Origin of the sequence: Endozoicomonas sp., from assembly GCF_965196975.1 — a bacterium.
Lineage (GTDB): Bacteria > Pseudomonadota > Gammaproteobacteria > Pseudomonadales > Endozoicomonadaceae > Endozoicomonas.
Genome location: NZ_OZ239981.1, coordinates 4,624,244 through 4,650,072 on the forward strand (window position 1 = coordinate 4,624,244; position 25,829 = coordinate 4,650,072).

The following is a 25,829-nucleotide window of genomic DNA, read 5'->3' on the forward strand; positions in this document are numbered from 1 at the left end:
ATATGCAATCAGTATTGAGACAAAGTCAAACTGCTTAACATACACATAACTGCAAATCCAACACCTCACACCATAGAAATGCTATGGCAAAACATCCCAAGCAGAACACTCTAAGTCTGACAATAATCGTCCATAGAGTATAGTTCTAGAAAACCATTAAACAACATGCTGAAAAAAAATGAAATCTCCAATTTTGAAATACTATAAATGTCGTTTAATAGATATTTAAGCCATTCATTATTAAGGTCTATAACGAACTGTAATTAAACGACATTTTTATTCAGGATCTATAACACAAAACTTTTTGACCAAGACATCCAATTTTTATTAAAAACGATCACCGCTCCAGCAATTAGAGAAGCTGGCAAGTCTGAACAAGCCCTATTGCTTTATGTGAATAAGGTTCGCCATTACCACTTTTCTTTTGAAAATATCAGCAACCGAGTATTGCCTTCCAACCGGGTGCTCTCTCAATTTGATAACTGACTCATAGGTTAGCTTCAACCTTTCCAGTCATGAACTCAGACCAAAGTTGTTCCCAGCGCCCCTTACTCTGGATCAGTGCTCTTGTTGTCAAAAGCACTTCCGCTCCTGTTGCTTTCCACCTCATTCCAGAACCACATAATCGTTGCTTTACCAGAGTCTTACAAGCCGCTTCAGTAACTCCTGAACCTATTGGCCAATGGCGTTTAAGCGCCTGATGATAATTCATTAACTGGTGATTGTTTGTAAAATAGCTCACAGCTTTGTAGCGCTTCTCTGTCAGTGCGATTGTCTTTTTCGGGAGCTCGGCTGATTCAATTTCCTGAAGGATTTTTTTGGCTGCTCCACGCTTGTTTTTCAAACTATGTAGCCTGTCTTCAAGCCACTGGTGTCGCTTCGCCTTACTGGTTGGAAACAGTGCTTCCGCTGCTCCAGCTAAATATTCAGATGCATGATAAAAATCGAGTATCTGCCCAGAGGTATGTTGTTTCAAATAACTCCAGTTTTCTCTAGCCCCGTCAGCTACCCCGATGTATGTGGCATTTGGGTAGAGTCGTTTTAGATCTGCAATCTCCTCGTCGAGCTTGCTCATAAAGCTTTGTTTACCATACTCTGGCGAACTGGCTGTATATATCGTGTGGAGCCTGTCTCCATCTGCAGAATATAGGCTCAATGTCCCACACATGGCTTCCCTCCAGCCTTCTTCACAAAGCAGCATGCAGGTTCCATCCAGACCAATGGCTATTGTTTCAACAGGCTCTTTTAGTGGAGGAAGGTGGTAGTGAGTGTCTTGCTGGTCTTCAATTAATGCACCTACTCTGTCCGATAAATGCTTGATATAAGAATTTGAAAGCGTCCTTTGATGGTTGGTCTCAAAATCTTCTTTTACCGCAGGCGCTGGCATCTGGCTGTATTTCCAGGCGATAGACTTGGCAAATTTGGGGGTAGCTGAACCAATAATACCGGCACGAAGATCAAGTGCTGCCAGAGTACTGCCACCTCTGACACCCTGATATACGGAGCGCTCCAAAGGTATACGACCGTATAAGGTTTCATAGTGCTTAAGAACCTTTCCTTTGTAGTTCCACTTCTGCTGATTAACGACGATAGGTTCTTTATTGGGTGATTCAAATAGCCCCAATAACTCTTTTGTTCCAAGCTGCCCGGCTTCATTGAGTGCACGCTGTAAACTATCTTCAAGATTCAGCATGTTGCCTGAATCTATAGAAACTTCAATTTGCAAAACGATGCTTTTGGTAGAGCTGGAAATAACAGAAGCGGGCATGACAGTTAACTATTATGAGTGGTGTTCCCATAGTAGCTGTGAAAATAGAGCACTATTGTTTCAATCATTCAGAGAGAGCACCCTTCCAACCACCCATAAAACCCATCAAATAAAAGCTGGCATGGCATATATAGTGTGCCATTTTTTTGACTGCACAACAGATTCCAAAATTTGGAAAAAGCCTTATTTTACAGTTTTTTTCTGTATTATTTTTTATTTATAAAAATATTGAAATATATGAAAAAGGAATATTTACTATCTCTTGTTTTATAAACAGCACTATGGTTTTGTAAGCATCTACCGGACAGCCATTGTCAGTAATTCATACTGGCAGCAATGGATGAACACAGGGGATAAATATGGATGTGCAGGCAATCCGAAATTTAATTATTCGGATCAAAGAGCTGGAAGCGCAAGGCAAACACCTCCAAACGCTTATCAGTGATCAGATTGAACAATTACATCGCACAATTGAACTGCCTGATGAGAATGCCTGTGAGACATTGCTGATCTTCACAATGGATTACATTGATCATGTACCTGACTTTCTGGAGGCACTTAATGAAGCCTCTCAACAGGTTGGTATTCACAGTTTTATTTCACCGTTCCTTGATATTGCTGAAGAAAACTTCCTGTCTCCCGTGACCCAGGATCAGCCGTTATCTGGTCTCGATCTATTGCTGGATAAGGCTTATTTTGCTCATCGACTCATTGAAGAAGTAAACGACCAATATCTTGTAAAAACCGGCTCAACGCTCATTCCGATGAATATGACCTGGGCCAACTTGATTGTTCACTCAATTTTGGGAGAAGACTTTGCCAATGAACTGGATATCATTGTGGATAAAACCGTGGACCAGATGATGCGTTCTCAGGCCATCTATCATGAAGAGAAGTTCAAAGAGTTTATCCACAACCGCAGTGCAGAGGAGTGGATCAGAATCTGGTCACGCTGGAACTGCCTTTCTAATAATCTGGGTATAGAGCTGAAGTTTACTTCTGCAGCCTGAGCAGCAGAAGTAAATGTATGTCCATAACAGCTCAATGTTTATCGGAAGAAGAGGCGTCTACAAAGCGTATTACATCGGTATGATCTTCCAGAATACTCTCTTCCCGGGCAATACGAGCCGCTGGTAGATCCCCCTCCAGCTTGGGGTTCACTTCCATCACATCACTAAAGCCACATTCAACACATTCACGGTAATCCCGTTCAGTCTCACTACGAAACATACGAACAGAATCCATCGTTCCGCAGGAAGGACATACCGCTCCTGCTATAAATCGTTTGGTTTTCATGGCTCATATCCCTGACTGATGACCTGACATTTATACGCAACAGAAAGCTCCTCAAACTGTCTGCTGCGTATTTACTTCAAATAATCGTCATTTAACTGCAAGACTTATCATTATTAGTGCGAAGTCTAAGCCATTAAGCCGTCTGAATACCACTATGACGCAGTAGCGCATCAATCTGTGGCTCTCTGCCACGGAAGTTGACAAACAGCTCCATAGGTTCTGCTGAACCGCCTTTCTCCAGAACCTCATGCAGGAAGGACTCGCCGGTGTTCCGGTTAAAAATCCCTTCTTCTTCAAAGCGTGAAAATGCGTCAGCTGATAGAACTTCAGCCCATTTGTAGCTGTAATATCCCGCCGCATAACCACCCGCAAAGATATGGCTGAAGCTGTTCTGAAAACGATTGAAAGATGGAGGTATGACTACAGCTACCTGCTTACGTACCTCATTAAGCACAGACTGCACATCAATGTTTTCCCTGTACTCCTTGTGCAGTTTGAAGTCGAAGAGCGAAAACTCCAACTGCCTGACCATCATCATGGCGGATTGGAAGTTTTTTGCGGCCAGCAGTTTATCCAGCATCTCTTCCGGCAGAGGCTCTCCCGTTTCAAAATGACCGGAGATAATGGCCAGACCTTCCTTCTCCCAGCACCAGTTCTCCATAAATTGACTGGGCAGCTCTACGGCATCCCAGGCAACACCACTGATGCCTGAAATCGCTGCATAATCAACCTTGGTAAGCATATGGTGCAGCCCATGACCAAACTCATGGAACAAGGTAACCACTTCATCGTGAGTCAGTAGAGCCGGTTTATCACCAACTGGAGGTGTGAAGTTACAAGTCAGATACGCTACCGGCAGTTGCAACTTGTCATCCTGCTTCCAGCGCGAACGGCAAACATCCATCCAGGCACCACCACGCTTATGCTCTCTGGCATAAAGGTCCAGGTAGAAACGGCCGATCACTTCTCCCTTCCTGGTGATGTTGAAAAAGCGAACGTCCTTATGCCAGGTATCCACGTTATTCACCGTTTCAAACTCAATACCATAGAGTCTATTTACGACTTCAAACATGCCAGAAATCGCTTTCTCTGCCGGGAACCATGGGCGCAGCTCTTCCTGAGAAATGGCATAACGCTGCTGGCGAAGCTTTTCGCCATAATAACCAACATCCCAGGCTTCAAGCTCTTCAGCACCGAACGTCTCTTTGGCAAACGCTTTCAGTTCTGCCAGCTCTTTTTCTGCCTGAGGCTTACTTTTCGCAGCCAGGTCTTCGAGAAACTCAATGACTTTATCAGGAGATTCGGCCATCTTGGTGGCCAGGGAATACTCGGCGTAATTATCAAAACCCAGCAGTTGAGCCAGCTCATGTCGCAGTTTGAGGATTTCTTGGATGTTCTTAGTATTATCAAACTCCCCGGCATTCGGTCCTTGGTCAGAAGCACGAGTAGAGAATGCGGTGTAAACCTCTTTCCTGAGCTCCCTGTTATCGCAATAGGTCATCACCGGAAAGTAGCTTGGGAAGTCCAGATTCAGCAGCCAGCCTTCTTTCTCTTTAGACTCAGCAAGCTGCTTTGCGCCTGCCAGTGCGGACTCGGGTAATCCAGCCAGTTCAGATTCATCGGTAATCAGCTTGCTCCAGGCCATGGTGGCGTCCAGAACATTGTCAGAGAACTTACTGGTCAGTTCTGACAGCTGTTTTTTAATCTCGCCATAGCGGGCTTTCTTATCGTCTTCCAGGGCAACACCGGCAAGACGAAAGTCTCTGAGATTATCGTTAATCACTTTCTGCTGAGCACTGTCCAGCTTGTTAAACTCTTCAGAGTCTGCCAGAGACTGGTAAGCTTCAAACAATTGGCGATTTTGCCCAAGGCGAGTGGAGTATTCAGACAACAGTGGTAAACAGCCATTGTAAGCATCCCTCAGCGCTTCACTGTTGACCACTGCATTCATATGACCAACAGGTGACCAGGCCTGACCCAGCCGGTCATCCAGTTGGTCCAGAGGCTCTTGCAAAGCACTCCATTCGGTACCCGCCCCGGAAGCCAGTAACGCCGCTACCGCTTTTTCATTTTCATCAATAATGGATTCAATCGCTGGCTTTATATGTTCAGGAAGAATTTTGGAAAACGGAGGAAGTTCACTGGATTCCAGTAGCGGGTTATTCATAGGACAGCTCTCTATACCAAGGTTATTATTTGTAATAGATGGGTGCACCGCCGTATGAATTCAAGCAGAATCCAGTCAGCGCACTATCCACTATGGCAGAAACACCAGAGGAGCCCTGCTCAATGAGTCAAGCCATCAGAAGCTTCAATAATAAAATGCCAGTTATGGGAGAAAGGGTCTACATCGACGAGAGTGCAGTTGTGCTTGGCGATGTCACGATCGGGGATGACAGCTCTGTGTGGCCAACGGCCGTTATTCGTGGCGACATGCATTCAATCAGCATTGGCGCCAGAACCAGCATACAGGACGGTTCAGTTCTGCATATCACCCATGCCAGCGATTACAACCCCAATGGCTACCCATTGACGATTGGCGATGATGTAACCGTAGGGCATAAAGCGGTTCTTCATGGCTGCACCATTAAAAATCGATGCCTGATTGGTATTGGCGCCATTATTCTGGATGGCGCAGTGGTTGAAGAAGAAGTGATCGTTGCTGCGGGGTGTCTGGTACCACCGGGAAAACGTCTTGAAAGTGGCTTTGTTTACAAAGGCAATCCGGCCACAAAAACACGGGAAATATCTGAAAAAGAACGTAGTTTTTTCAAATACACAGCAGGAAATTACGTGAAACTGAAGGATAGCTATCTGATCACTTGAACTTTCATCAGTAAGAACAAGGCTCACTATTTATTAATCTTTAACTATCAATTAGTTAAAAGAAAAATACGCGGTCTTTTTCAGGCTATCGACCATAGTATTACAGACGAATTCATCTCACTAAAACTAATCTGAATTTATTAGCAACGTTTTTGGGTTTCATAACAACTACTTTCTGGGGTGAAAACTATGCCAATCGAAGGTGTCAATAGCGGAAACAAAGAAGATTTACTCGCTCTTCAGATCGAACTTGCTGAAGAAGCGGCAAAAGCCAGTGCTACTCAGCAGGCCGACAAAGCGACAGATAAGTACCATGACAAGCTTGCTGAAGAGGATATTCTAATGGGAGAAGATACTCCCTACGAAAGATCAAATGCTCAGAGGCTGGCTTCAATAGTTGCGGAAAAAGGCCGTGTATAATCTGTGAGCACACCTGAGGTGTGCTTTTCGTCTGTATTTCAGATGTGTTATAAGCCACCCCTCTTTTCAGGGCAATCTGGCTACGCTTAACATGGAAATATATTCAACCGTTATTCTACTCTTCCTGATCATGGACCCTTTGGGCAATATGCCTGTTTTTATTTCGATCTTGAAAGGTGTTCCGGAAGAGAGGCGCAGTAAGGTGCTCATCAGAGAGCTCCTCATAGCGTTGTTTATTCTTCTGATCTTCCTGTTTGCCGGTAAATATCTGCTGTTATCACTTCATCTGAAACAGGAATCGGTGAGTATTGCCGGTGCTATCATCCTGTTTATTATCGCTATTCGTATGATTTTCCCATCCAGTCGGGGTGGCGGCATCATGGGCAGTACGCCAGACGGTGAACCCTTCATTGTCCCATTAGCAATCCCTCTCATTGCGGGCCCATCAATTCTGGCAACCCTGATGCTGGTATCCAGTCAGCACCCAGGAAATCAGTTAAAACTCGCCATGGCTGTCTTTATCTCCTGGGCGCTGAGTGCGGCCATTCTGATGATGTCGGGTAAAATCATGAAATTGCTGGGTGGCCGGGGCATATTTGCCATTGAACGGCTCATGGGGATGATACTGGTTATGCTCTCTGTACAGATGTTTATGGACGGCATTGCTCACTATTTGGCCTAGCAAATATTGACCAGCTGCTTCCAAAGAATAATCCATAAACCGGAAGCAGTTTCTGTACAAACCCACTTCATTTCCATTATTATCGAATTATTTGTCACGTAAGTTTCTACTATGGATCTAGACACTTGTGCAAAGGCTCTGAAAGAGCTGGGGCATCCTTCGAGACTTGGGATTTTCAAACGCCTTGTCAGGTCTGGCCATAATGGTTTGCCCGTTGGAACCCTGCAAAAGGAGCTGGATATTCCCGGTTCAACCCTTTCTCACCATATTTCAGCGCTTGTTTCAGTGGGGCTGGTTCAACAGAAGCGAGATGGAAGGACACTGTACTGCATTGCCCAGTTTGACACGTTCAATGAAGTGATGGGATTTCTCAGCGAGGAGTGTTGTGTGGATGAATAAACTGAATCGAGAGGTTAACGTTACATGTTCCTGAGACATCAGGAACATGTAACTGGCTGATCAAGCCGCCATGGAACGCTTTTTCATATACACCAGCAGCAAAGAGACTGCAGCAGGTGTCATGCCCTGAATGCGGGATGCACGGCCAAGTGTCTCGGGACGGGCATCACTCAGCTTCTGCTTCAGCTCGTTCGACAATCCTTCAATCAATGTATAATCAAGGGTCTCCGGTATACGGGTATTCTCATAGCGCCGCATACGATCGATCTCTTCTGTCTGACGATCAATATACCCCTGATACTTGATCTGAATCTCAACCTGTTCCGCTACCTGGTCATGGGTTTCAGCCTCACCCACCAGTCCAGCGACATCATTATAGGTCAACTCAGGACGGCGAAGCAGTTCCAAAAGGCTGTATTCACGGCTTATAGGCCTGCTGAGCTTATTTTCCAGTGTACTGGCTGCATCGCTACCTGGATGGACAAACGCCGCTCTAAGGCGCTCAGATTCCTTCTCAATACGCTCTTTCTTGTCACTGAATGCTGCCCAGCGCTCATCATCCACCAGACCAAGCTCTCTACCTTTCTCCGTCAAACGCAGATCTGCGTTATCTTCCCGAAGAATCAAACGGTACTCTGCCCGACTGGTAAACATGCGGTAAGGCTCGCTGGTGCCATTGGTAATCAGATCATCCACCAGCACACCGATATAGGCTTCATCACGACGAGGACACCAGGACTCTTTGTCCTGTGCCCTGAGAGCCGCATTCATACCAGCCAACAGCCCTTGTGCTGCAGCCTCCTCATACCCAGTAGTACCGTTGATTTGACCAGCAAAGAACAAACCGCCAATGGCTTTGGTTTCCAGAGAGTACTTCAACCCTCTTGGATCAAAGTAGTCGTACTCAATGGCATAACCGGGACGGGTAATATGAGCATTTTCCAGGCCACGAATAGAGTGAATCAGATTAATCTGCACATCGAAGGGCAAACTGGTGGAAATACCGTTGGGGTACAGCTCATGTGTGGATAACCCTTCCGGCTCCAGAAATACCTGATGCGAGTTCTTATCCGCAAAGCGGGTAATTTTGTCTTCTATCGATGGGCAGTAACGAGGGCCAATGCCTTCAATCACCCCGGTAAACATGGGTGAGCGATCCAGTCCACCACGAATAATGTCGTGGGTTCGCTCATTGGTATGAGTGATATAACAGGATACCTGCTCAGGGTGTTGTTCTATTGATCCAAGGTAAGACATCACCGGCATCGGCGTATCCCCTGGCTGAGCTTCCATCACTGAAAAATCCACACTCCGGGCATCAATACGTGCAGGAGTACCTGTTTTCAGGCGCTGAACATCCAGAGGCAATTCTCTCAGCCTGTTTGCAAGGGCAATGGATGGAGGGTCACCAGCTCGGCCCCCGCTGTGATTTTCCAGACCAATGTGAATTCGGCCGCCAAGGAAAGTACCTGCGGTCAAAACAACGTTTGGGGCAAGAAAACGAACCCCCATGTTGGTCACGACACCACGAACCTGACTGGTGCTGTCATCAACCACCAGATCATCCGCAGCCTGCTGAAATATCCACAGGTTCTCCTGGTTTTCCAGAATCGAACGAATGGCTGCTTTATACAGAGCACGATCCGCCTGTGCTCTTGTTGCTCTTACAGCAGGCCCTTTCCTGCCATTCAGAATCCGAAACTGAATGCCGGCAAGGTCTGTCGCTTTTGCCATGACACCGCCAAGCGCATCAACCTCTTTTACCAGATGACTTTTACCAATCCCGCCAATGGCTGGATTACAGGACATCATCCCCAGAGTTTCGATGTTATGGGTCAACAACAGCGTTTTAACGCCCATACGTGCTGAAGCCAGGGCGGCCTCAGTACCGGCATGACCACCACCGATAACAATCACATCAAATTGTTTTGGGAAATCCACTGCCAAAGTTTGTCACCTGTCATCAAGAGAAGATAAGGCCGGCAATTATACACAGGTTAAATAGCGCTGTGACCCAGCATTGGATAAGAGTGATCTGAAGATTTCAAGCGGCTAGCCCAATGACAACGCTTTCATAACGTCTGTGAAAGGAAACAAGCCACGTAATTTTACTCACAGCCAGCAGATCCACCCAAAAACTCTACACGTTTCTCATAAAAATGGACGGTTTTTCCGTGTAAACAACAGTAATAACAGCGAATAGCTGTTTCTTAGTGTTCTTTTATTTTTTTAATAGATATAGGTGTTGATAAAATCTGTGGATAACCAAGTAAATCTCTTTATTTTCATTAAATTACTGATTGAACAACCCTGTTGTATTTTTGGTAGAAAGGTTTAGTTAACATGTCATTAAGCTGTGGAAAAAACAGACGTTATCCACAGAAAGATATTATTAAAAGGTTATTCCTTGGCTTGTTAATAGCTTGTCTGTGTATATGTCCACATTTCCATGATTCTCAGATGTCTTGCCTGAAAGCCTTTTGTTATCGGATGTTCAAAGTAATCGATGGTTTTATAGCAATTGAATTTATCCACAGAGGAATAAAGCGGTTGCGAATTCAGTGGAAATAAGTAGAATTCGCAAACGATAATAATTCTTGTTTACAGACCGCTATGAAAAAACTTCTCTCTATTGCTTCCGCTATTGCTATTTCTTGTTCTTCTTTGCTGGCTCAGGCTGCTGAAGAAGTGAATGTCTACTCTTACCGCCAACCTTTTTTGATCGAGCCCATGCTGAAAGACTTTGAAGAGCAGACAGGCGTTAAGGTTAACGTTGTATTTGCCAAGAAAGGCCTGGAAGAGCGTATAGAGCGAGAAGGAAAATTCAGCCCGGCAGATGTTGTGCTGACTTCTGACATGATCAGTCTTTTTGATCTGGTTGACCGCAAACTGGTACAGCCAGTCAACAGTAAAACCATTAATGAGAACATCCCTGCGCACTTAAGAGATCCAAATAACCAGTGGTACTCACTGACCATGCGGGTTCGAAATATTTACAGTTCCAAGCGTGGTGAAAAACCGGTTGATATCAACTATGAAGACCTGGCCAGCAGTGAGTTTAAGGAAAAAATCTGTACCCGCAGTGGTAAGCATCCATACAACATTGGTCTGGTAGCCTCCATGATCGCCCATAAAGGCGAAGCTGAAACCAAACAGTGGCTGGAAGGGGTGAAAGCAAACCTGGCCCGTCGTCCTCAGGGAAACGATCGTGCTCAGGTAAAAGCGATCAAAGAGGGCGTTTGTGATGTCTCTCTGGGCAACAGCTACTACTTTGGCAAAATGATGCAGAATGACGATCAAAAAGCCTGGGCTGATGCGGTTTATATCAACTTCCCTAACCAGAAAAACTTTGGTTCCCATGTCAACATCAGCGGTATGGTGATGGCAAAGTACGCGCCTAATAAGGATAATGCCCTCAAGCTGATGGAGTACCTGGCCAGTGAAGAGGCTCAATCCATTTATGCTCGAGACAACATGGAGTACCCGGTCAATCCGAAGGTTCCTGTGTCTGACACCGTTGCTGCATGGGGTGAGTTCAAGGCTGACCCACTGCCTATTTCAGAAATTGCAGCGAACCGTACCAAGGCCCAACGTCTTCTGGACGAAGTAAAATTTGATCTCTAGATCTATTCATTAGTGCATGAATCACAACTTACCGATCTACTGGAGGGCTGGCAGCTGGTTGCTGGCCCTTTTGCTGTTTTCTCCCGTCATTGCTCTGGTCATAGAGGCTCTCGCCCCTGCCGGAGAGTTATTTGATCATCTGTGGAATACGGTTCTCACCACCTACATAGCGAACAGTGTTCTTCTAATTCTCGGAGTAGGGGGGCTTGGAGCCATTTTGGCTATTCCTGCAGCCTGGGTGATGGCCAATACCCGAATTCCAGGAAGAGACCAGCTACAGTGGTTGCTGGTTTTACCACTGGCTATGCCATCCTACGTTATTGCCTATATCTATACAGACCTTCTGGAATTTGCCGGGCCAGTTCAACGGTTTCTGAGAGCGCTCACTGGCTGGGAATCCGCAGCAGACTATTCCTTCCCGGAAATACGCAGCCTTGGCGGCGCTATTATCGTTCTGGCTCTGGTGCTTTACCCTTACCTTTACCTGTTGGCAAGAACCGCTTTTCTTGAGCAATCAAAAAGCCAGATGCTGGCAAGCCGGCTTTTGGGGTGCTCACCGCTACAAAGTTTCTTCCGCGTAACATTACCCATGGCTCGTCCAGCCATTATTACCGGTCTGGCTCTGATGGGCATGGAAGCCCTCGGTGATTTTGCTACGGTAAGCTATTTTTCCGTTCCGACGTTAACAACTGCGGTATATGACACTTGGCTTGGTTATGGCAGCTTGAATGCAGCAGCAAAAATCTCAGCCATGATGCTGCTGGTGGTCATGCTGTTGATCAGTACTGAAAAATACAGCCGCCGTAAACAGCAGCTCTATCAGAAAAATACGGGGCAGGAGCAGCGGGAGCTGGTCGAACTTTCAGGCTGGTCAAAGTGGCTGGCTATTGGTTGGTGCTGGATGCTTGTTATCCTGGGTTTTCTGCTTCCATCGTTGGTGCTGGTGGAGTATATGATTGCCTATTTCGATAACTCGTGGAGCACGGAGCTTTTTGAATATGGGTTTAACAGCCTGATGGTTTCCGGTTCCGCAGCCGCTGTAGCCTGTTTTATTGCGTTGTTCCTTGGTGTTTATCAGCGTTTAAAGAGTACGAGTTTTTCTCGAATTCCAGCTCGCCTTGCCTCAACCGGTTATGCCCTGCCAGGCAATGTTCTGGCCATTGGTGTACTGATTCCCCTGACACTCTCTGATCATTTAATCAACGAACTGCTCATTCACTGGAACCAGTCAACCGTAGGGCTCATTTTCAGTGGCTCTATCATTACCCTGATTTTTGCCTATGTTGTGCGTTTCTCTGCTGTTGCTGTTGGCAGCGTTGAGTCCAGTCTTGGGAGAGTTTCCCCTTCGCTGGATATGGCCAGTCGAACTCTGGGATGTAACCCTCAGGAAATGGTGAAACGTGTTCACCTTCCCTTAATCCGCAAGGGTATGCTGGCGGGACTGTTGCTGGTATTTATTGAGAGCATGAAAGAGCTGCCTGCAACGCTGTTACTCAGACCTTTCAATTTTGAAACACTGGCAACCTGGGTCTTCCAATACGTGTCTGATGAGCAGCTGGAATATGCGGCACCTGCCGCATTGGTACTGGTTCTGGTAGGATTGATTCCTCTAATTATGCTAAACCGCTCTCTGGAAAGGCAGGAACAGAAATGAGTGCCCTGAAAATCACTGAACTTGCCTGTGCTTATGACAGCTCTGCCAAAAAAAGCAGCCCACCGGGAACAAACAACGCTATTGCCAGCAATCTTGTTCTATCAGGATTAAACCTGTCCATAGAGGATGGGGAAATTGTCTGTCTTCTGGGTCGAAGTGGATGTGGTAAGTCGACCTTATTGAAAGCGATAGCGGGTTTGATTCAGCCGGTATCCGGCACCATTGAGCTACATGGAAAGGAAGTCAGCTCTGCTACCAGAGTAACACCTCCAGAACAGCGGGGAATCGGTATGATCTTTCAGGACTATGCCCTGTTTCCCCACCTGACGGTTTTTGACAACATCGCGTTCGGCCTTAAGAAAAAGACCACTGAACAGATCAGACAACGGGTTCAGGATATGCTTCAGCTGGTCAACCTCTATGGTCTTGATAAGCGGTATCCGCATGAACTCTCTGGAGGACAACAGCAGCGAGTAGCAATAGCCAGGGCGCTGGCCAATGAACCTTCAATCCTGTTGCTGGATGAGCCGTTTTCAAATATCGACAGCCAGGTCCGTCAGCATCTGGTCAGAGAGATCCGGGATATTCTCAAGCAGCAAAAAGTCGCAGGACTGTTTGTCACCCACAGTCGTGAAGAAGGTTTTGCATTTGCGGATACCATTGCATTAATGGGCCAGGGCAGAATCATGCAGCAGGGAACGGCCTTCGATATCTATCATCATCCAGACAACCGGTTTATTGCCGATTTTATGGGGGCAGGAAATGTTCTGCCAGTAACCATTGAAGATGAGTTCCATGTGAGTACCCCACTAGGTCTTGTGAAATCCACACAGTCTCTCCCTATGGAAAAAGTAGAGAAGAAGGAAAGCCTAGAGTTATTTATCCGGCCACAGATGGTTGAAGTTTCAGCTGTGGATAAATCTGCAAACTCAACAACGCAGAAATCTACCGCCACTTTTCCACAGGCAACCATTACCCGGCAGCAGTTCATGGGGAAAAATATACGCAGTGAAATTCATCTGGACTGCTGCCATGGAAGCTATCAGCTGGTTGCAGAGCATTCCAATCCTGTTTCAGAGAACTCAATAGTTCAGTTGAGCATTTCTCCTCATGATCTGGTTCTGTTTGATTCAAATGGGCACTTAGTCCCAAGATAATATTAACTTCAATAGAAGGGTGCTCTCTCTGAATGATTGAAACAATAGTGCTCTATTTTCACAGCTACTATGGGAACACCACTCATAATAGTTAACTGTCATGCCCGCTTCTGTTATTTCCAGCTCTACCAAAAGCATCGTTTTGCAAATTGAAGTTTCTATAGATTCAGGCAACATGCTGAATCTTGAAGATAGTTTACAGCGTGCACTCAATGAAGCCGGGCAGCTTGGAACAAAAGAGTTATTGGGGCTATTTGAATCACCCAATAAAGAACCTATCGTCGTTAATCAGCAGAAGTGGAACTACAAAGGAAAGGTTCTTAAGCACTATGAAACCTTATACGGTCGTATACCTTTGGAGCGCTCCGTATATCAGGGTGTCAGAGGTGGCAGTACTCTGGCAGCACTTGATCTTCGTGCCGGTATTATTGGTTCAGCTACCCCCAAATTTGCCAAGTCTATCGCCTGGAAATACAGCCAGATGCCAGCGCCTGCGGTAAAAGAAGATTTTGAGACCAACCATCAAAGGACGCTTTCAAATTCTTATATCAAGCATTTATCGGACAGAGTAGGTGCATTAATTGAAGACCAGCAAGACACTCACTACCACCTTCCTCCACTAAAAGAGCCTGTTGAAACAATAGCCATTGGTCTGGATGGAACCTGCATGCTGCTTTGTGAAGAAGGCTGGAGGGAAGCCATGTGTGGGACATTGAGCCTATATTCTGCAGATGGAGACAGGCTCCACACGATATATACAGCCAGTTCGCCAGAGTATGGTAAACAAAGCTTTATGAGCAAGCTCGACGAGGAGATTGCAGATCTAAAACGACTCTACCCAAATGCCACATACATCGGGGTAGCTGACGGGGCTAGAGAAAACTGGAGTTATTTGAAACAACATACCTCTGGGCAGATACTCGATTTTTATCATGCATCTGAATATTTAGCTGGAGCAGCGGAAGCACTGTTTCCAACCAGTAAGGCGAAGCGACACCAGTGGCTTGAAGACAGGCTACATAGTTTGAAAAACAAGCGTGGAGCAGCCAAAAAAATCCTTCAGGAAATTGAATCAGCCGAGCTCCCGAAAAAGACAATCGCACTGACAGAGAAGCGCTACAAAGCTGTGAGCTATTTTACAAACAATCACCAGTTAATGAATTATCATCAGGCGCTTAAACGCCATTGGCCAATAGGTTCAGGAGTTACTGAAGCGGCTTGTAAGACTCTGGTAAAGCAACGATTATGTGGTTCTGGAATGAGGTGGAAAGCAACAGGAGCGGAAGTGCTTTTGACAACAAGAGCACTGATCCAGAGTAAGGGGCGCTGGGAACAACTTTGGTCTGAGTTCATGACTGGAAAGGTTGAAGCTAACCTATGAGTCAGTTATCAAATTGAGAGAGTACCCCAATAGAAATGATTAAGCAGCGAGCAGCTTAGTCATTTCTATTAGATCATCCGTAACTATTCAGCACCCTTCATATAAATCTGGAATTTTCTGATTTTTCGACCATCATCTTATACTCAATTTTTCTAACAAATCTCCAGTATGGAACCAGACTTCCCAGCTACTCCGTTTACCGAAGCTCTCCTTAAAGAGAATGAAGAGCTTCGGACCGAGAATGCGCTTTTACGGGAACGTTGCAGCGAACTGGAAGAAAGGGTTAATAAAAACAGTCAAAACAGTAGTAAGCCACCATCGTCAGATGGTTATCAAAAGCCCAGTAAAAAAGGGAGTGATAAAGGTGATACATCTTCCAAAGAAGCCCCCTGCTCCTCACAGGAAACACCGAACCCCAAAAGCCTTAGACCATCTTCAGGCAATAAACCAGGTGGCCAGAAAGGTCATCAAGGCTCTTGTTTGAGACGTGTCGCCTTACCCGATTATGTCAGGCATCTGAAGGTTGAAAAATGTTGCTGTTGCCAGTCTTCGCTTATCGATATTAAACCCACCAAATACATTGAGCGACAGGTTTTTGATCCAGGTAGACCCGGAGAATTTGAAGTTACCGCGTACTGGGCAGACGTTAAAGTATGTCCTTGTGGTAAACGGAACACCGCTGAGTTTCCCCAAGGAGTGAAAGCCGCTGCTCAATACGGAGAAGTGACTCAGGCAATGGCTGTTCATTTAAACCAGTATCACTTCATCCCATATCACCGGGTGTCTGAGTATTTCAATACTATTTATTGCATGAGTGTCAGCGCAGGCTCTGTTGCCAATTTTGTTGCCTATACCCATGAGAACCTGGCCTCTACTGAGCAGAGTATCCGCGATGCTTTACAAGAAAGTCCGGTTGCAGGAGCGGATGAAACTGGCATGCGGGTTGACGGTTCACTGTGGTGGTTACACATTATGCGAGATGACCAATGGACGCTTTACTACCTCTCAGAAAGGCGAGGTTGTGAAGCAATGGATGCAATGGGCATCCTGCTGACTTTTGCAGGCATTCTGGTTCACGATCATTGGAAGTCCTACTTTGCCTATGCGGCAGTGCATGTGCTTTGTAATGCCCATCATCTGAGAGAGCTTCAGGGAGTTGTCGATAGGGATGCGAATAAGCTGGCTCTGCGGCTGATGAAATTGCTTACGCTCTCCTGGCACTTCTGCAAGAAATACAAAGCAGCCGGTCTGACTCAAATGCCTGGTGCAATACAGCTTCGCATTGAGACGATATACGACCAAATCCTTCAAAGGGCTCTCACGAAGGAAACCGCTTATATGGAAAAACAACGACAGGTGCTTGGACGTAAGAAGGTCAGGAATACCAAGGCCTACAACCTGTTCAAAAGGCTTATTGAGTTTAAGGTTGAAACGTTGCGCTTCATGTCGGACTTTTCAATTCCCTTCGATAACAATGGCAGTGAACGTGATGCCAGGATGGCCAAACTTAAGCAGAAGATCTCAGGCTGCTTCAGAAGCGAAGACGGAGGTACCATGTTTACCCGAATCCGAAGCTATTTATCATCTGCTAAAAAGCAGGGGTTGAACATATTTCAGGCGCTTCTTAAAGCGGTTCGAAATTACAACAATACGCCTTTGCTGGGTGCTGAATAGTTACGAACTAATTATTATGTATCTAGTCTATTACATACTACTTTTTAAATATGTTAATTTATAGATATGGTCGAATAATAAAATGTTAAAGAAATTAATTATTTTCCTAATAATATTTACTTCTTTTTATGTTTCGGCCTCTGGTGTTTACCAAGAAAAAGATTATCAATGTGGAACTATCATTGTTGAACTATTGGATAAGTGGTCAATAAAAGAAGTGGTAATGACATATGGACATGTACAGAATCAATTCCAGTTTGAACGTATTGAAAACTTATATAAGCCTTTACGCAAGAACACCAAATTTCTTCAAATAAAGCAACAATCTGATTATTTTATATTTAGCAATCCAATAACCTTCTTTTTGACCGTGCATGATGGAACTCATGAGTCATCATTTGATATACAACAAAGTACATGCAATGACTTTAAACTGGGAAAGGCTAGTGTTAAATTAACATCAGGACAACCAATTCCTTTTTTGATTCAAGAAAGTAAAAGAGATACGACATCATCATTTAGTGATCATATTGATTCAGCTTACTTTACACCTACTTATATACTGATGCCATTTGAAGGAAACTACGATAAGCAATAATCAAGAACTTAATAAGTTTAATTGTTTTTTACACATTATCTGCAGTATTTTCTAAATTTTTAAACTAATTATCAGGGTGTGCATGAACAACCTTTCACTCTTTAGTTTAGATAGGTTATTCATTTGCAGCATCCTTTAGATAACTATTTTCCAATACAGAAAGAAGAGAAAATTCGGCCGAGCAGATCATCACTGGTGAATGTTCCGGTAATTTCTCCCAGTGCCTTCTGTGCAAGGCGTAAATCTTCTGCAAGCAATTCTCCAGCCCCAAGGCGCTCCAACTGTAGCCTTCCATTCTCAATATACTCTCCAGCCTGTCGCAGAGCTTCCAGGTGGCGACGTCGAGCAGAAAAGCTGCTCTCCATAGCCCCTTCAAATCCCATACAGGCCTTCAAGTGCTCCCGAAGAGCATCAATCCCGTGCTCGCTTTTTTGATCATTACAGGCACAGATACGGATAACCGGAACACCATCAACCTCTGAAAATCCGGGTAGTTCACCGGTAAGGTCGATTTTATTTCGAATAATTGTCAGCTTCTCCTGCGTTGGCAGACGGTCTGCAAACTCAGGCCAGATATCGTGAGCATGAGCAGCATCGGTTGATGACCCATCCACCATCAGCAATACGCGGTCAGCCTCTTCAATGGCTTTAAAGGCCCGCTCAACACCAATCTGCTCTACCCGGTCATCGGTTTCACGAAGACCTGCCGTATCAATCACATGAAGCGGCATGCCGTCGATATTAATATGCTCTTTCAATACATCTCGGGTCGTTCCGGCAATATCGGTAACAATTGCGGTATCCCTGCCAGCCAGAACATTCATCAAACTGGATTTACCAGCATTAGGACGACCAGCAATCACTACGGTCATACCATCCCTCAGAATGGCGCCCTGGCCAGCTTCACGAATAACGTCACTGAGCTGTTGCGAGATACTTTCCAGCTCACCAGTCACTTTACCGTCATTCAGGAAGTCGATTTCTTCTTCCGGAAAATCAATGGCCGCCTCAACATAGATTCTCAACTCGATCAGAGACTCAACCAGGGCATTGACCCGTAGGGAGAAGGCTCCCTGCAGTGACCGTAATGCGGAACGGGCAGCCTGCTCTGAAGTACTGTCAATCAGGTCTGCAATAGCCTCAGCCTGAGCCAGATCCAATTTATCATTGAGGAAAGCCCGCTCAGAGAACTCTCCAGGGTTTGCCTGCCGGACACCAAGAGCAAGAATTCTATTTAGCAGCATATCCAGGATGATGGGACCACCATGCCCCTGAAGCTCAAGAACATCCTCACCGGTAAATGAATTGGGATTTGGAAAGTAAAGCGCTATACCTTCATCCAGAACCTGACCATCCCCATCATAAAATGGGCAGTAGTGGGCAAAGCGGGGTTTAGGCTCCAACTTCAGAACTTCTCTTGCCACACGAAGCGCATCAGGACCAGATACACGAATAATGCCTACGCCTCCACGACCTGGGGCGGTAGCTTGGGCTGCAATGGTATCCTGGTGAAGGTTGCTGAAATCAGACATAACAAGACATCGGTAACTGCTAATTCGATGGCATAGTCTATGCCCGGATAGGCTTTTAGTACATACAGTTCGTTAAGGGCGAATAATGTCAGGAAGCCTTAACTCAGCATTTGATCGGAGCTGATTGACGTCATTGTCGATAAACGCATCCGGATTAAGCTCATAAAGAGCCTCCATCAAATTTGACCAATTGCCGTATTCAGGAAATTCTGGAAACAGGGCAATAGCAACCATGCTTATGGTGTGACCTTGAGGTACCGGATAAAGGCGCTCAGGAGTCACCCTGACGGCCAGAGACTGACTAATACGGTCATAAGGCTCAGCAACCACCTCAATGGCTTGCTCGTTTATTCTCTGTTCAGCAATCTCATCCCAACCCTGTAACCCATGCATAGCCGTATCTCTGCCTTCATTCACAGCATCATCAGAGTAAGGTAAGCGTAATAATGTTCCAGCCAGAATAAAGCCGATATCGTTATCAACAAACACTGATGGGTTCAGTCTTGCCAACTCTTCCATCAGTGCATACCAGCCACCAAACCGCTGATAGTCTGGCAGCAACTTAAAAGCAATAACACTAAGGCTTTCACCTTTTACTACTTGATAAACCTGCTGATGTTTTTTTTTTCAGCTGATTTCTGATCCTGTGTTTCATTGGCCAAAGCTAGGGTGACGTTATTATTTTTCCCTATTGGCTTTGACTCATGAAAAGATGAGTCTGGTACCATACCATCCGGTAACTCCTGGTTCTCAGCCTCTATTTCAAAGTCATTCTGTCCCGGAACCCTTAATAACACATCGGAGCGCAGACGATTTGCATCCCCCTCAATAAACGCATCAGGATTTAGTGTGATCAGGCTATTCATAACCACTTTCCAGTCCTGAACCTGAGGGTAGTTAGGCAGTAGCTTCATGGCGATGGAACTGACACTTTCTCCCGCTGATACCTGATACTGAGTATCAACTTCCTCAGAGGCTCCTGTGGAATACTTCTGCGGAGCCAGCTGCAATTCAGTATCAACGTTGAAGTCTTCCTGGCCTGGCAGAGTCAGTGTTGCCTCAGCCAGTAACCGTCTGGGGTCTCCATCAATAAACGCTTCTGGATTCAGCGCTAGCAGCTTTTCCATCACCGCTTCAATACTGTCAGTCGTTGAATAGTGTGGAAGTACTTCTGCAGCTATGACTCTCAGAGTATCTCCTTTCGCAACTCGATAAGAATTATCTTCACTTGAGTAGCCATAATTCTGAATATGACTCTGGACATCTTCACTGGCGCTCTCATTGATAACGTCTTCAGGTACTTTTTCCGCACTAAAGTCATCTACCATGGGCAGTATCAGTGTGGATTCCGCCAGTAACCTGCTTGCATCACCACCAATAAATGCTTCAGGGTTAAGTTCAACCAAACGGTCCATTACAGCATCTACACTTTCCGCATTTGGATAGTTCGGTAACAGCCTTATTGAGATACTTCTCAGGCTTTCACCACTGGATACTTGATAGCTACTCTCTGTAGTTGATTCAGGGGGGTCTATTGGAGTGTTTGCACTAGCAGTGTATTCAATACCCGAAGCTAAAGAGCTTTCAGTGGTATCTTGAGCAAAACTATCAATGGTAGGTAAGACAAGCACAGCTTCAGCCAATATTCTGCGAGCATCTCCTTCAATAAATGCATCGGGATTTAATTCCACCAGACGATCCATTAACTCTTGAACGTCATTTACATTCGGGTAGTCTGTGATCAACTGAAGAGCTATAGACCTGAGATTATCTCCTCTTGAAACCATATAAGTTCCAGGCACATTCGGTCTTTGCTGTTCTGTATTTTCAGCTTCAATGTCGTCAGAAACCTCAATACGTTCTGGTAGGGTCAGTCGAGCATCAGAGCGCAGCCTGTTTGTATCACCCTCAATAAATGCTTCAGGGTTCAAGGTTATAAGCTGCTCCATAACCTCTTTCCAACTGTTTGCCTCAGGATAATCTGGGGCCAGCTTCATAGCGATAGAGCTGACAGACTCTCCTGTAGAAACCGGATATTGTTCCCCTGCATCAACTGATGAGGTCGAAATAGCCATTGTAGCCATTCCGGGCTCACTCGCCTGTTCCTCTTGGCTGACGGTAACCTCAGATTCTTCAGGAAGCTCCTGATTCTCAGCTTCTACTTCAAACTCTCCTTGCTCTGGAAGAATAAGTAATGCGTTGGAAAGTAGCCTGTTAACATCTCCATCGATAAACGCTTCAGGGTTCAGGGAAACCAGACGCTCCATCACCGCCTCCCAGCGACCGGCATTAGGATAGCCGTCTGCCAGTTTCATGGCTATGGTACTGATGGTCTCACCATTCTCTACCTGATACAGGTTACGGCTTGAGTCAAGAGTTTTGCCAGAGAGGTCACCACTGGAAAGGTTTTCTGATGTTTCAGTCCCTGCTTTTTGAGCACCCAATGGCTCTTCTGTTTTAGGTGCCTCCAGATTTTCAGCTTCCACCTCAAGATCCGGGTTCCCCGGGAGCGTTAAAACAGCATCAGCACGCAGTTTTGTACTGTCACCGTTGATAAAAGCATCTGGGTTAAGTTCAATAAGTTGTGCCATAACGACTTGCCAGTCTTTGGCTTCCGGGTAATTTGCGAATAGCTTCATGGCAATACTGCTGATACTGTCTCCCACAGACACTTGATAGGTAGCATTTGATGGAATAGCCAGTTGCTGCACCTGAGGCTCAACTGAGTTTGCCTGATGGTTTTCTGTTTGAGTTGATGCTGGTTCCTGCTCTATATCAGCAACTATCTCCTGCTTTGCAGTTTGAAATGCATCCTGTGCAGGTAGCACAAGACTGAACCCTGCACGAATCTGATTAATGTCTCCATCAATAAATCCGTCAGGGTTCAGCATTACTAACTGATCCATCAAGACTTTCCAGTCATTAACTTCTGGATAATCAGACCAAAGCTTTAAGGCAATAGAGCTGATAGTCTCACCTTTAATAACCTGATAAGTTTCACTTATCTGCTCCTGGTGAGTGATTTCTGGTTGCTCAACACGTTGCTGAACCAGATCCATTACTGCCTCAGATGGATTATCTTCAGCTACGTCATTACCTGTCTCAGCCAGTTGCTGAGAGGGCCTTACATCGTCATCGTTTTCAGAAGATGAACTTATGCTCTCTTCTTGAGAGAGTTTTTGCTGATCTTCTGACCAGTTACCTGATTCAGAGTTTGAAGCAACCAATAGCTGAGACGGGTCAGGTAACTGGAGCTCCACTTCTGCTCGTAGCCGGTTCACATCACCACCGGTAAAGGCATTAGGATTCAGAGCCACCAGCTCATCCATTAATACACGCCAGTGCGATAATCCGGGATAATTAGGTGAAAGCTTGATGGCAATCAGACTAATGGTTTCCCCTTTCAAAACCCGGTAGCGTCCATCACTATCATGCTCAGATTCTATATCTTGATTTACGATATCAGGCTCTGATTGATAACGATCTTCAGGTTCTTGCTCAGTTTTTCTAACGAACAGAACTTCGTCAGGTTCACTTAATTCAAGAGGCTGCTTTTCTTTCTGTGTATAAGTCTCAGATACTGCAGGTTCAAAGGTCTCTTCCTGAGGTGTCTGAGCGCTTTGATCTTCTGAACGCTTCTGATTGTCAGCCGCAAGCTCATTTACTTCTGGCTCCGCCTCACTGACCACTTCCTCAGTAATTGCTTCCGAACCTATTTGCTCACTTCCTCTATCAGGAAGATTCAGTAGAGCATTGGATTTCAGCTGGTTGATGTCACCATCCACAAAAGCATCAGGATTGATAGCAACAAGCTGCTCCATTAATTGCTGCCAGTTAGATACCTCTGGATATTTAGGCAACAGTTCCATCGCGATCTGACTAATGGTTCTTCCAGGATTAACCTGATACTTTTCACCAGAAACAATGGCCTCGGTGTCTAGACTCAGAGTTGATGAAGGAGCTGCTGTCTGGCTTGTATTGGCAGTGAACTGTTGTTGGATGGGCTTATGATCAGCATTTAACAAGTTCAGAGCAACATGATGATCTGAGTTATCAGAACCTAACTGAAAATCATAAATGCCATAAACCTTTTTTCTTCCCACATAAAGCTTAACAACCGCTTGTAACTGTTCAGTTGTAATTTCACGAATTGAGCGAACCCTGATAATTGGCTTCCCATTACTGTCTTTGGTCACCTTAAAACGAAGACTGGAGACCTGCTTGTTGTATTCAATATCATGGCGGTAAAAATCAGTGATAGAGCCCAGTTTTACTTTAAGCTTCTTATCTGCAAGTTCTGCCGGCAAAGCGTCGATGGCAATGGTTGCATTAAAGAAATGATGGTTATCAGTATTAAGCGTCATATAACCCAGTTCTGGGTTGGCTGATACGCTCCCGATAACACTGCTTAAGATGGCTGTGCTTATCAGTTTTTTCATCATGGTTCTGATCTTTTCCAGTTAGCTCAATAGTGGGAAGCTTGTGCTACTAACTGTTTATCGGTTCGACCATGGGCAACTGTAGAAATATTGAAAGCTCATATTACACGCGGGATTAAGTGTAAAGGTGCTTAACCAAAAGAGCTGGGAAAAAGTCTATAACGGGGGGGGAAAGAAGGGGAGAGGTGGATAAGCGAAGCAGCGACATGCTGCTTCGCAGAAGACTTAGCCTTCGTTTTCTATCTTTTTGGTAATGATGTACTGCTGGATAATCGACAGAACGTTGTTGGTTACCCAGTACAGAACCAGACCTGCTGGGAAGAACAGGAAGAAGAAGGTGAAGATCACCGGCATCATCTTCATGACCTTAGCCTGCACAGGATCTGGTGGTGTCGGGTTCAGCATCTGCTGAATAAACATCGAAGCACCCATGATCAGTGGCAGGATAAAGTACGGATCCATCTGAGAAAGATCGTGGATCCAGCCTAGCCATGGCGCTTGTCGCAGCTCCACAGACTCAAGCAGCGTCCAGTACAGGGCAATGAATACAGGCATCTGGACAAGAATCGGCAAACAGCCACCCATCGGGTTGACCTTCTCCTTCTTGTACAGTTCCATCATGGCCTGAGACATTTTCTGGCGATCATCGCCAAATTGCTCTTTCATTTCCTGCAGCTTTGGACCCAGCTTGCGCATTTTGGCCATGGACCGGAAGCTGGTGGCATTCAATGGATAGAATACAGCCTTAACCAGTACTGTCAGAAGAATAATGGACCATCCCCAGTTGCCCACCAGAGAGTGAATCCACTTCAGGAGGGTAAACAGTGGCTGAGCCAGGAACCAGAGCATGCCATAATCAACCGTCAGCTCCAGACCATCGGACAGAGACTTCAGATTTTCCTGATTCTTTGGACCAACATACAAGGTCGCACCGGTCTCAATGGTTTCACCTGGCTTGGCTACAATGGCATCGTCATAGAAACCGACGAAGTTGTAGCCATCTTTATTCTGCTTGGTGTAATACTGATGTGCTTTTTGCTGGTCAGGAATCCACGCGCTGACAAAGTAGTGCTGAAGCATGGCGGCATAACCACCCTGAACCCGCTCAGCGAATGGCTTATCGGAAAACTCATCAAAAGGCAGCTTGGTGTAAGGCTCATCATTAGAGCGAACAGCCGCCCCCAGATAAGTATTCATTGGCGCTTTTGAGTTGAGCTGACTTGGATCTTCTGAGTTATCCCGCTTCAGCTGTGCATAAAACTGATCGCGCCACACCTTGTCGCTGTTATTTACAATCTTGTAATTAACCGAAACATCGTAGCTGTCACGATAAAAGGTGAAGGTTTTGGTAATGTCGACCCCATCCGTATTTTTATGGAGGTCAACAGTCAACTTGTTCTCACCATCCTCAAGCGTGTAATTGGCTTGTTTTACATGATAAACCCCGCGAAGGTTATCCGCGTCAGGACCATCGGTTTTTGCCAGTGCACTCTGTGCTGTAAATACACAAGTTGTTTCTCCCTGACAGTCCGGGCTGTTCACCAGAAGCTGGAAAGGAACGGTTTGCTCACCTTCTTCTGGCAACCATGCCGGGTATTGAGGCAGGGTCAGACTGATGATATCGCCACCTGCTGGGTCAATCAGTGTGTCAACCGTATTGGTCTTGACGCTGATTAGCTGGGCAGAAGGTTTTGATGCACCATCGTCGGTAGAAGGGATAGAGTTGCCATCAGTAAACGAAGGCATATCAGAGCCAGCTTGACTGCTGGATACGGAGTGAGCGACGGATGCCGACTTCGGCGTACCGGGATAGTCTTCATTCCATTGCTGCAGTGTTAAAACACCGACTACAGCAATAGCGCCGATCAGGAGTGTTCTTTGGAAATCCATGAGTTCCGGGCCACACATTCAGGTGAATGAATATGATTGTCTGATTGTGTCCGATGATAACCAGAATCTTTTTCCGGTACCGGGTCAAATCCTCCTGGATGCCAGGGGTGGCACCTCAGTAGTCGGAGCAAGATAAGCTTGCTACCAGTCAGAAAACCATGACGATTTAAGGCTTCCAGGCCGTAGGCAGAGCAAGAGGGGTAAAAGCGGCACCGGCTGGGCATCAGAGGACTCAGCGCATAGCGATATATCTTGATCAGCCCGATCAATAATGCTCGGGGGATATTTGCTAATCTGCCCATGTATATGCCTTCATTCTGTCGGAGCCTTTAGCTCTATAGAAAGCCTTCAGCCTTATAAAAGCCTTATGCTTATTAACATGCCCTCCGCGGGCAACAGCCTCAGCAGTCAATGCTCAAAGTGGCTGTTTATATAAGAAAGCTTTCTGAGCCTGGTCGAGCCGAACAGGAAATACCGTAGGGCTTCCTG

Annotated in this window: 20 protein-coding genes; 11 read left to right on the forward strand and 9 right to left on the reverse strand. The window is 45.7% G+C overall.

What is annotated here, in order from left to right; all coding sequences use genetic code 11:
- Nucleotides 1-487 precede the first annotated feature (487 nt).
- A complete protein-coding gene (locus ACOCLE_RS20750) occupies nucleotides 488-1,768 on the reverse strand; it encodes an ISKra4 family transposase (RefSeq protein WP_419532972.1) in 1,281 nt (426 codons plus the stop codon).
- A gap of 359 nt (nucleotides 1,769-2,127) precedes the next feature.
- Here ACOCLE_RS20750 and ACOCLE_RS20755 point away from each other — a divergent pair, with 359 nt between their 5' ends.
- Complete coding sequence (locus ACOCLE_RS20755; RefSeq protein WP_419534064.1) at nucleotides 2,128-2,778, forward strand: hypothetical protein; 651 nt, start codon at nucleotides 2,128-2,130, stop codon at nucleotides 2,776-2,778.
- A gap of 31 nt (nucleotides 2,779-2,809) precedes the next feature.
- Here ACOCLE_RS20755 and ACOCLE_RS20760 read toward each other — a convergent pair whose 3' ends face one another.
- Nucleotides 2,810-3,064: a YheV family putative zinc ribbon protein gene (locus ACOCLE_RS20760; RefSeq protein WP_419534065.1), complete on the reverse strand. Its 255-nt coding sequence runs from the start codon at nucleotides 3,062-3,064 to the stop codon at nucleotides 2,810-2,812.
- 133 nt (nucleotides 3,065-3,197) lie between these two features.
- A complete protein-coding gene (gene prlC / locus ACOCLE_RS20765) occupies nucleotides 3,198-5,231 on the reverse strand; it encodes an oligopeptidase A (protein ID WP_419534066.1) in 2,034 nt (677 codons plus the stop codon).
- Between the two features lie 122 nt (nucleotides 5,232-5,353).
- Between prlC and ACOCLE_RS20770 the strand changes: the two genes are divergently transcribed.
- The 4 genes from ACOCLE_RS20770 to ACOCLE_RS20785 all read left to right on the forward strand — a co-directional run bounded on the left by ACOCLE_RS20770 (nucleotide 5,354) and on the right by ACOCLE_RS20785 (nucleotide 7,391).
- Complete coding sequence (locus ACOCLE_RS20770) at nucleotides 5,354-5,890, forward strand: gamma carbonic anhydrase family protein (RefSeq protein ID WP_419534067.1); 537 nt, start codon at nucleotides 5,354-5,356, stop codon at nucleotides 5,888-5,890.
- A gap of 189 nt (nucleotides 5,891-6,079) precedes the next feature.
- Nucleotides 6,080-6,310 carry a hypothetical protein gene (locus ACOCLE_RS20775; protein WP_419534068.1) on the forward strand — a complete coding sequence of 77 codons (231 nt, stop codon included), beginning with the start codon at nucleotides 6,080-6,082 and terminating at the stop codon, nucleotides 6,308-6,310.
- A 91-nt stretch (nucleotides 6,311-6,401) separates the two neighbouring features.
- The gene (locus ACOCLE_RS20780; RefSeq protein ID WP_419534069.1) at nucleotides 6,402-6,992 is read left to right on the forward strand and encodes a YhgN family NAAT transporter; all 591 of its coding nucleotides are present in this window, start codon (nucleotides 6,402-6,404) and stop codon (nucleotides 6,990-6,992) included.
- A 111-nt stretch (nucleotides 6,993-7,103) separates the two neighbouring features.
- Nucleotides 7,104-7,391, forward strand: coding sequence for an ArsR/SmtB family transcription factor (locus ACOCLE_RS20785; protein ID WP_419534070.1), 288 nt, complete (start codon nucleotides 7,104-7,106; stop codon nucleotides 7,389-7,391).
- A 60-nt stretch (nucleotides 7,392-7,451) separates the two neighbouring features.
- On the opposite strand, the gene mnmG is transcribed toward ACOCLE_RS20785, so the two are convergent.
- Nucleotides 7,452-9,332 (reverse strand): tRNA uridine-5-carboxymethylaminomethyl(34) synthesis enzyme MnmG, encoded by a 1,881-nt coding sequence (gene mnmG, locus ACOCLE_RS20790; protein WP_419534071.1) that lies wholly within the window; start codon nucleotides 9,330-9,332, stop codon nucleotides 7,452-7,454.
- Between the two features lie 672 nt (nucleotides 9,333-10,004).
- Here mnmG and ACOCLE_RS20795 point away from each other — a divergent pair.
- From ACOCLE_RS20795 to ACOCLE_RS20820, 6 genes are all read left to right on the forward strand, one after another.
- Nucleotides 10,005-11,015, forward strand: coding sequence for a Fe(3+) ABC transporter substrate-binding protein (locus ACOCLE_RS20795; protein WP_419534072.1), 1,011 nt, complete (start codon nucleotides 10,005-10,007; stop codon nucleotides 11,013-11,015).
- A 16-nt stretch (nucleotides 11,016-11,031) separates the two neighbouring features.
- Nucleotides 11,032-12,669 (forward strand): ABC transporter permease, encoded by a 1,638-nt coding sequence (locus tag ACOCLE_RS20800; protein WP_419534073.1) that lies wholly within the window; start codon nucleotides 11,032-11,034, stop codon nucleotides 12,667-12,669.
- Nucleotides 12,666-13,826, forward strand: a complete 1,161-nt coding sequence (locus ACOCLE_RS20805; RefSeq protein ID WP_419534074.1) for an ABC transporter ATP-binding protein — start codon at nucleotides 12,666-12,668, stop codon at nucleotides 13,824-13,826. The genes ACOCLE_RS20800 and ACOCLE_RS20805 overlap by 4 nt, the downstream gene beginning before the upstream one ends.
- 100 nt (nucleotides 13,827-13,926) lie before the next feature.
- Entirely contained in the window at nucleotides 13,927-15,207 is a 1,281-nt protein-coding gene (locus tag ACOCLE_RS20810; RefSeq protein WP_419532972.1) for an ISKra4 family transposase, read from the forward strand.
- Nucleotides 15,208-15,375: 168 nt separating this feature from the next.
- Nucleotides 15,376-16,881, forward strand: a complete 1,506-nt coding sequence (gene tnpC, locus ACOCLE_RS20815; protein ID WP_419532963.1) for an IS66 family transposase — start codon at nucleotides 15,376-15,378, stop codon at nucleotides 16,879-16,881.
- Between the two features lie 82 nt (nucleotides 16,882-16,963).
- On the forward strand, nucleotides 16,964-17,479 hold the full coding sequence (locus tag ACOCLE_RS20820) for a hypothetical protein (protein ID WP_419534075.1): 516 nt from the start codon (nucleotides 16,964-16,966) through the stop codon (nucleotides 17,477-17,479).
- Nucleotides 17,480-17,622: 143 nt separating this feature from the next.
- On the opposite strand, the gene mnmE is transcribed toward ACOCLE_RS20820, so the two are convergent.
- The 5 genes from mnmE to yidD all read right to left on the reverse strand — a co-directional run bounded on the left by mnmE (nucleotide 17,623) and on the right by yidD (nucleotide 25,642).
- Complete coding sequence (gene mnmE / locus ACOCLE_RS20825) at nucleotides 17,623-19,011, reverse strand: tRNA uridine-5-carboxymethylaminomethyl(34) synthesis GTPase MnmE (protein ID WP_419534076.1); 1,389 nt, start codon at nucleotides 19,009-19,011, stop codon at nucleotides 17,623-17,625.
- 72 nt (nucleotides 19,012-19,083) lie between these two features.
- Nucleotides 19,084-19,572 (reverse strand): hypothetical protein, encoded by a 489-nt coding sequence (locus ACOCLE_RS20830; RefSeq protein ID WP_419534077.1) that lies wholly within the window; start codon nucleotides 19,570-19,572, stop codon nucleotides 19,084-19,086.
- 35 nt (nucleotides 19,573-19,607) lie between these two features.
- Nucleotides 19,608-23,453 (reverse strand): LysM peptidoglycan-binding domain-containing protein, encoded by a 3,846-nt coding sequence (locus tag ACOCLE_RS20835; protein ID WP_419534078.1) that lies wholly within the window; start codon nucleotides 23,451-23,453, stop codon nucleotides 19,608-19,610.
- A gap of 222 nt (nucleotides 23,454-23,675) precedes the next feature.
- Nucleotides 23,676-25,340, reverse strand: a complete 1,665-nt coding sequence (yidC, locus tag ACOCLE_RS20840; RefSeq protein ID WP_419534079.1) for a membrane protein insertase YidC — start codon at nucleotides 25,338-25,340, stop codon at nucleotides 23,676-23,678.
- Nucleotides 25,316-25,642, reverse strand: a complete 327-nt coding sequence (gene yidD, locus ACOCLE_RS20845; RefSeq protein ID WP_419534080.1) for a membrane protein insertion efficiency factor YidD — start codon at nucleotides 25,640-25,642, stop codon at nucleotides 25,316-25,318. The genes yidC and yidD overlap by 25 nt, the downstream gene beginning before the upstream one ends.
- Nucleotides 25,643-25,829: the final 187 nt, after the last annotated feature.

What these genes read in the sequence shown, in the direction of transcription:
- ACOCLE_RS20805 (WP_419534074.1), top strand. Translation starts at nt 12,666, where the DNA reads ATGAGTGCCCTGAAAATCACTGAACTTGCCTGTGCTTATGACAGCTCT.
- ACOCLE_RS20785 (WP_419534070.1), top strand. Translation starts at nt 7,104, where the DNA reads ATGGATCTAGACACTTGTGCAAAGGCTCTGAAAGAGCTGGGGCATCCT.
- tnpC (WP_419532963.1), top strand. Translation starts at nt 15,376, where the DNA reads ATGGAACCAGACTTCCCAGCTACTCCGTTTACCGAAGCTCTCCTTAAA.
- ACOCLE_RS20810 (WP_419532972.1), top strand. Translation starts at nt 13,927, where the DNA reads ATGCCCGCTTCTGTTATTTCCAGCTCTACCAAAAGCATCGTTTTGCAA.
- ACOCLE_RS20750 (WP_419532972.1), bottom strand. Translation starts at nt 1,768, where the DNA reads ATGCCCGCTTCTGTTATTTCCAGCTCTACCAAAAGCATCGTTTTGCAA.
- prlC (WP_419534066.1), bottom strand. Translation starts at nt 5,231, where the DNA reads ATGAATAACCCGCTACTGGAATCCAGTGAACTTCCTCCGTTTTCCAAA.
- ACOCLE_RS20755 (WP_419534064.1), top strand. Translation starts at nt 2,128, where the DNA reads ATGGATGTGCAGGCAATCCGAAATTTAATTATTCGGATCAAAGAGCTG.
- ACOCLE_RS20795 (WP_419534072.1), top strand. Translation starts at nt 10,005, where the DNA reads ATGAAAAAACTTCTCTCTATTGCTTCCGCTATTGCTATTTCTTGTTCT.
- ACOCLE_RS20780 (WP_419534069.1), top strand. Translation starts at nt 6,402, where the DNA reads ATGGAAATATATTCAACCGTTATTCTACTCTTCCTGATCATGGACCCT.
- ACOCLE_RS20775 (WP_419534068.1), top strand. Translation starts at nt 6,080, where the DNA reads ATGCCAATCGAAGGTGTCAATAGCGGAAACAAAGAAGATTTACTCGCT.
- ACOCLE_RS20820 (WP_419534075.1), top strand. Translation starts at nt 16,964, where the DNA reads ATGTTAAAGAAATTAATTATTTTCCTAATAATATTTACTTCTTTTTAT.
- ACOCLE_RS20800 (WP_419534073.1), top strand. Translation starts at nt 11,032, where the DNA reads ATGAATCACAACTTACCGATCTACTGGAGGGCTGGCAGCTGGTTGCTG.
- ACOCLE_RS20760 (WP_419534065.1), bottom strand. Translation starts at nt 3,064, where the DNA reads ATGAAAACCAAACGATTTATAGCAGGAGCGGTATGTCCTTCCTGCGGA.
- ACOCLE_RS20835 (WP_419534078.1), bottom strand. Translation starts at nt 23,453, where the DNA reads ATGATGAAAAAACTGATAAGCACAGCCATCTTAAGCAGTGTTATCGGG.
- yidD (WP_419534080.1), bottom strand. Translation starts at nt 25,642, where the DNA reads ATGGGCAGATTAGCAAATATCCCCCGAGCATTATTGATCGGGCTGATC.
- ACOCLE_RS20770 (WP_419534067.1), top strand. Translation starts at nt 5,354, where the DNA reads ATGAGTCAAGCCATCAGAAGCTTCAATAATAAAATGCCAGTTATGGGA.
- yidC (WP_419534079.1), bottom strand. Translation starts at nt 25,340, where the DNA reads ATGGATTTCCAAAGAACACTCCTGATCGGCGCTATTGCTGTAGTCGGT.
- mnmE (WP_419534076.1), bottom strand. Translation starts at nt 19,011, where the DNA reads ATGTCTGATTTCAGCAACCTTCACCAGGATACCATTGCAGCCCAAGCT.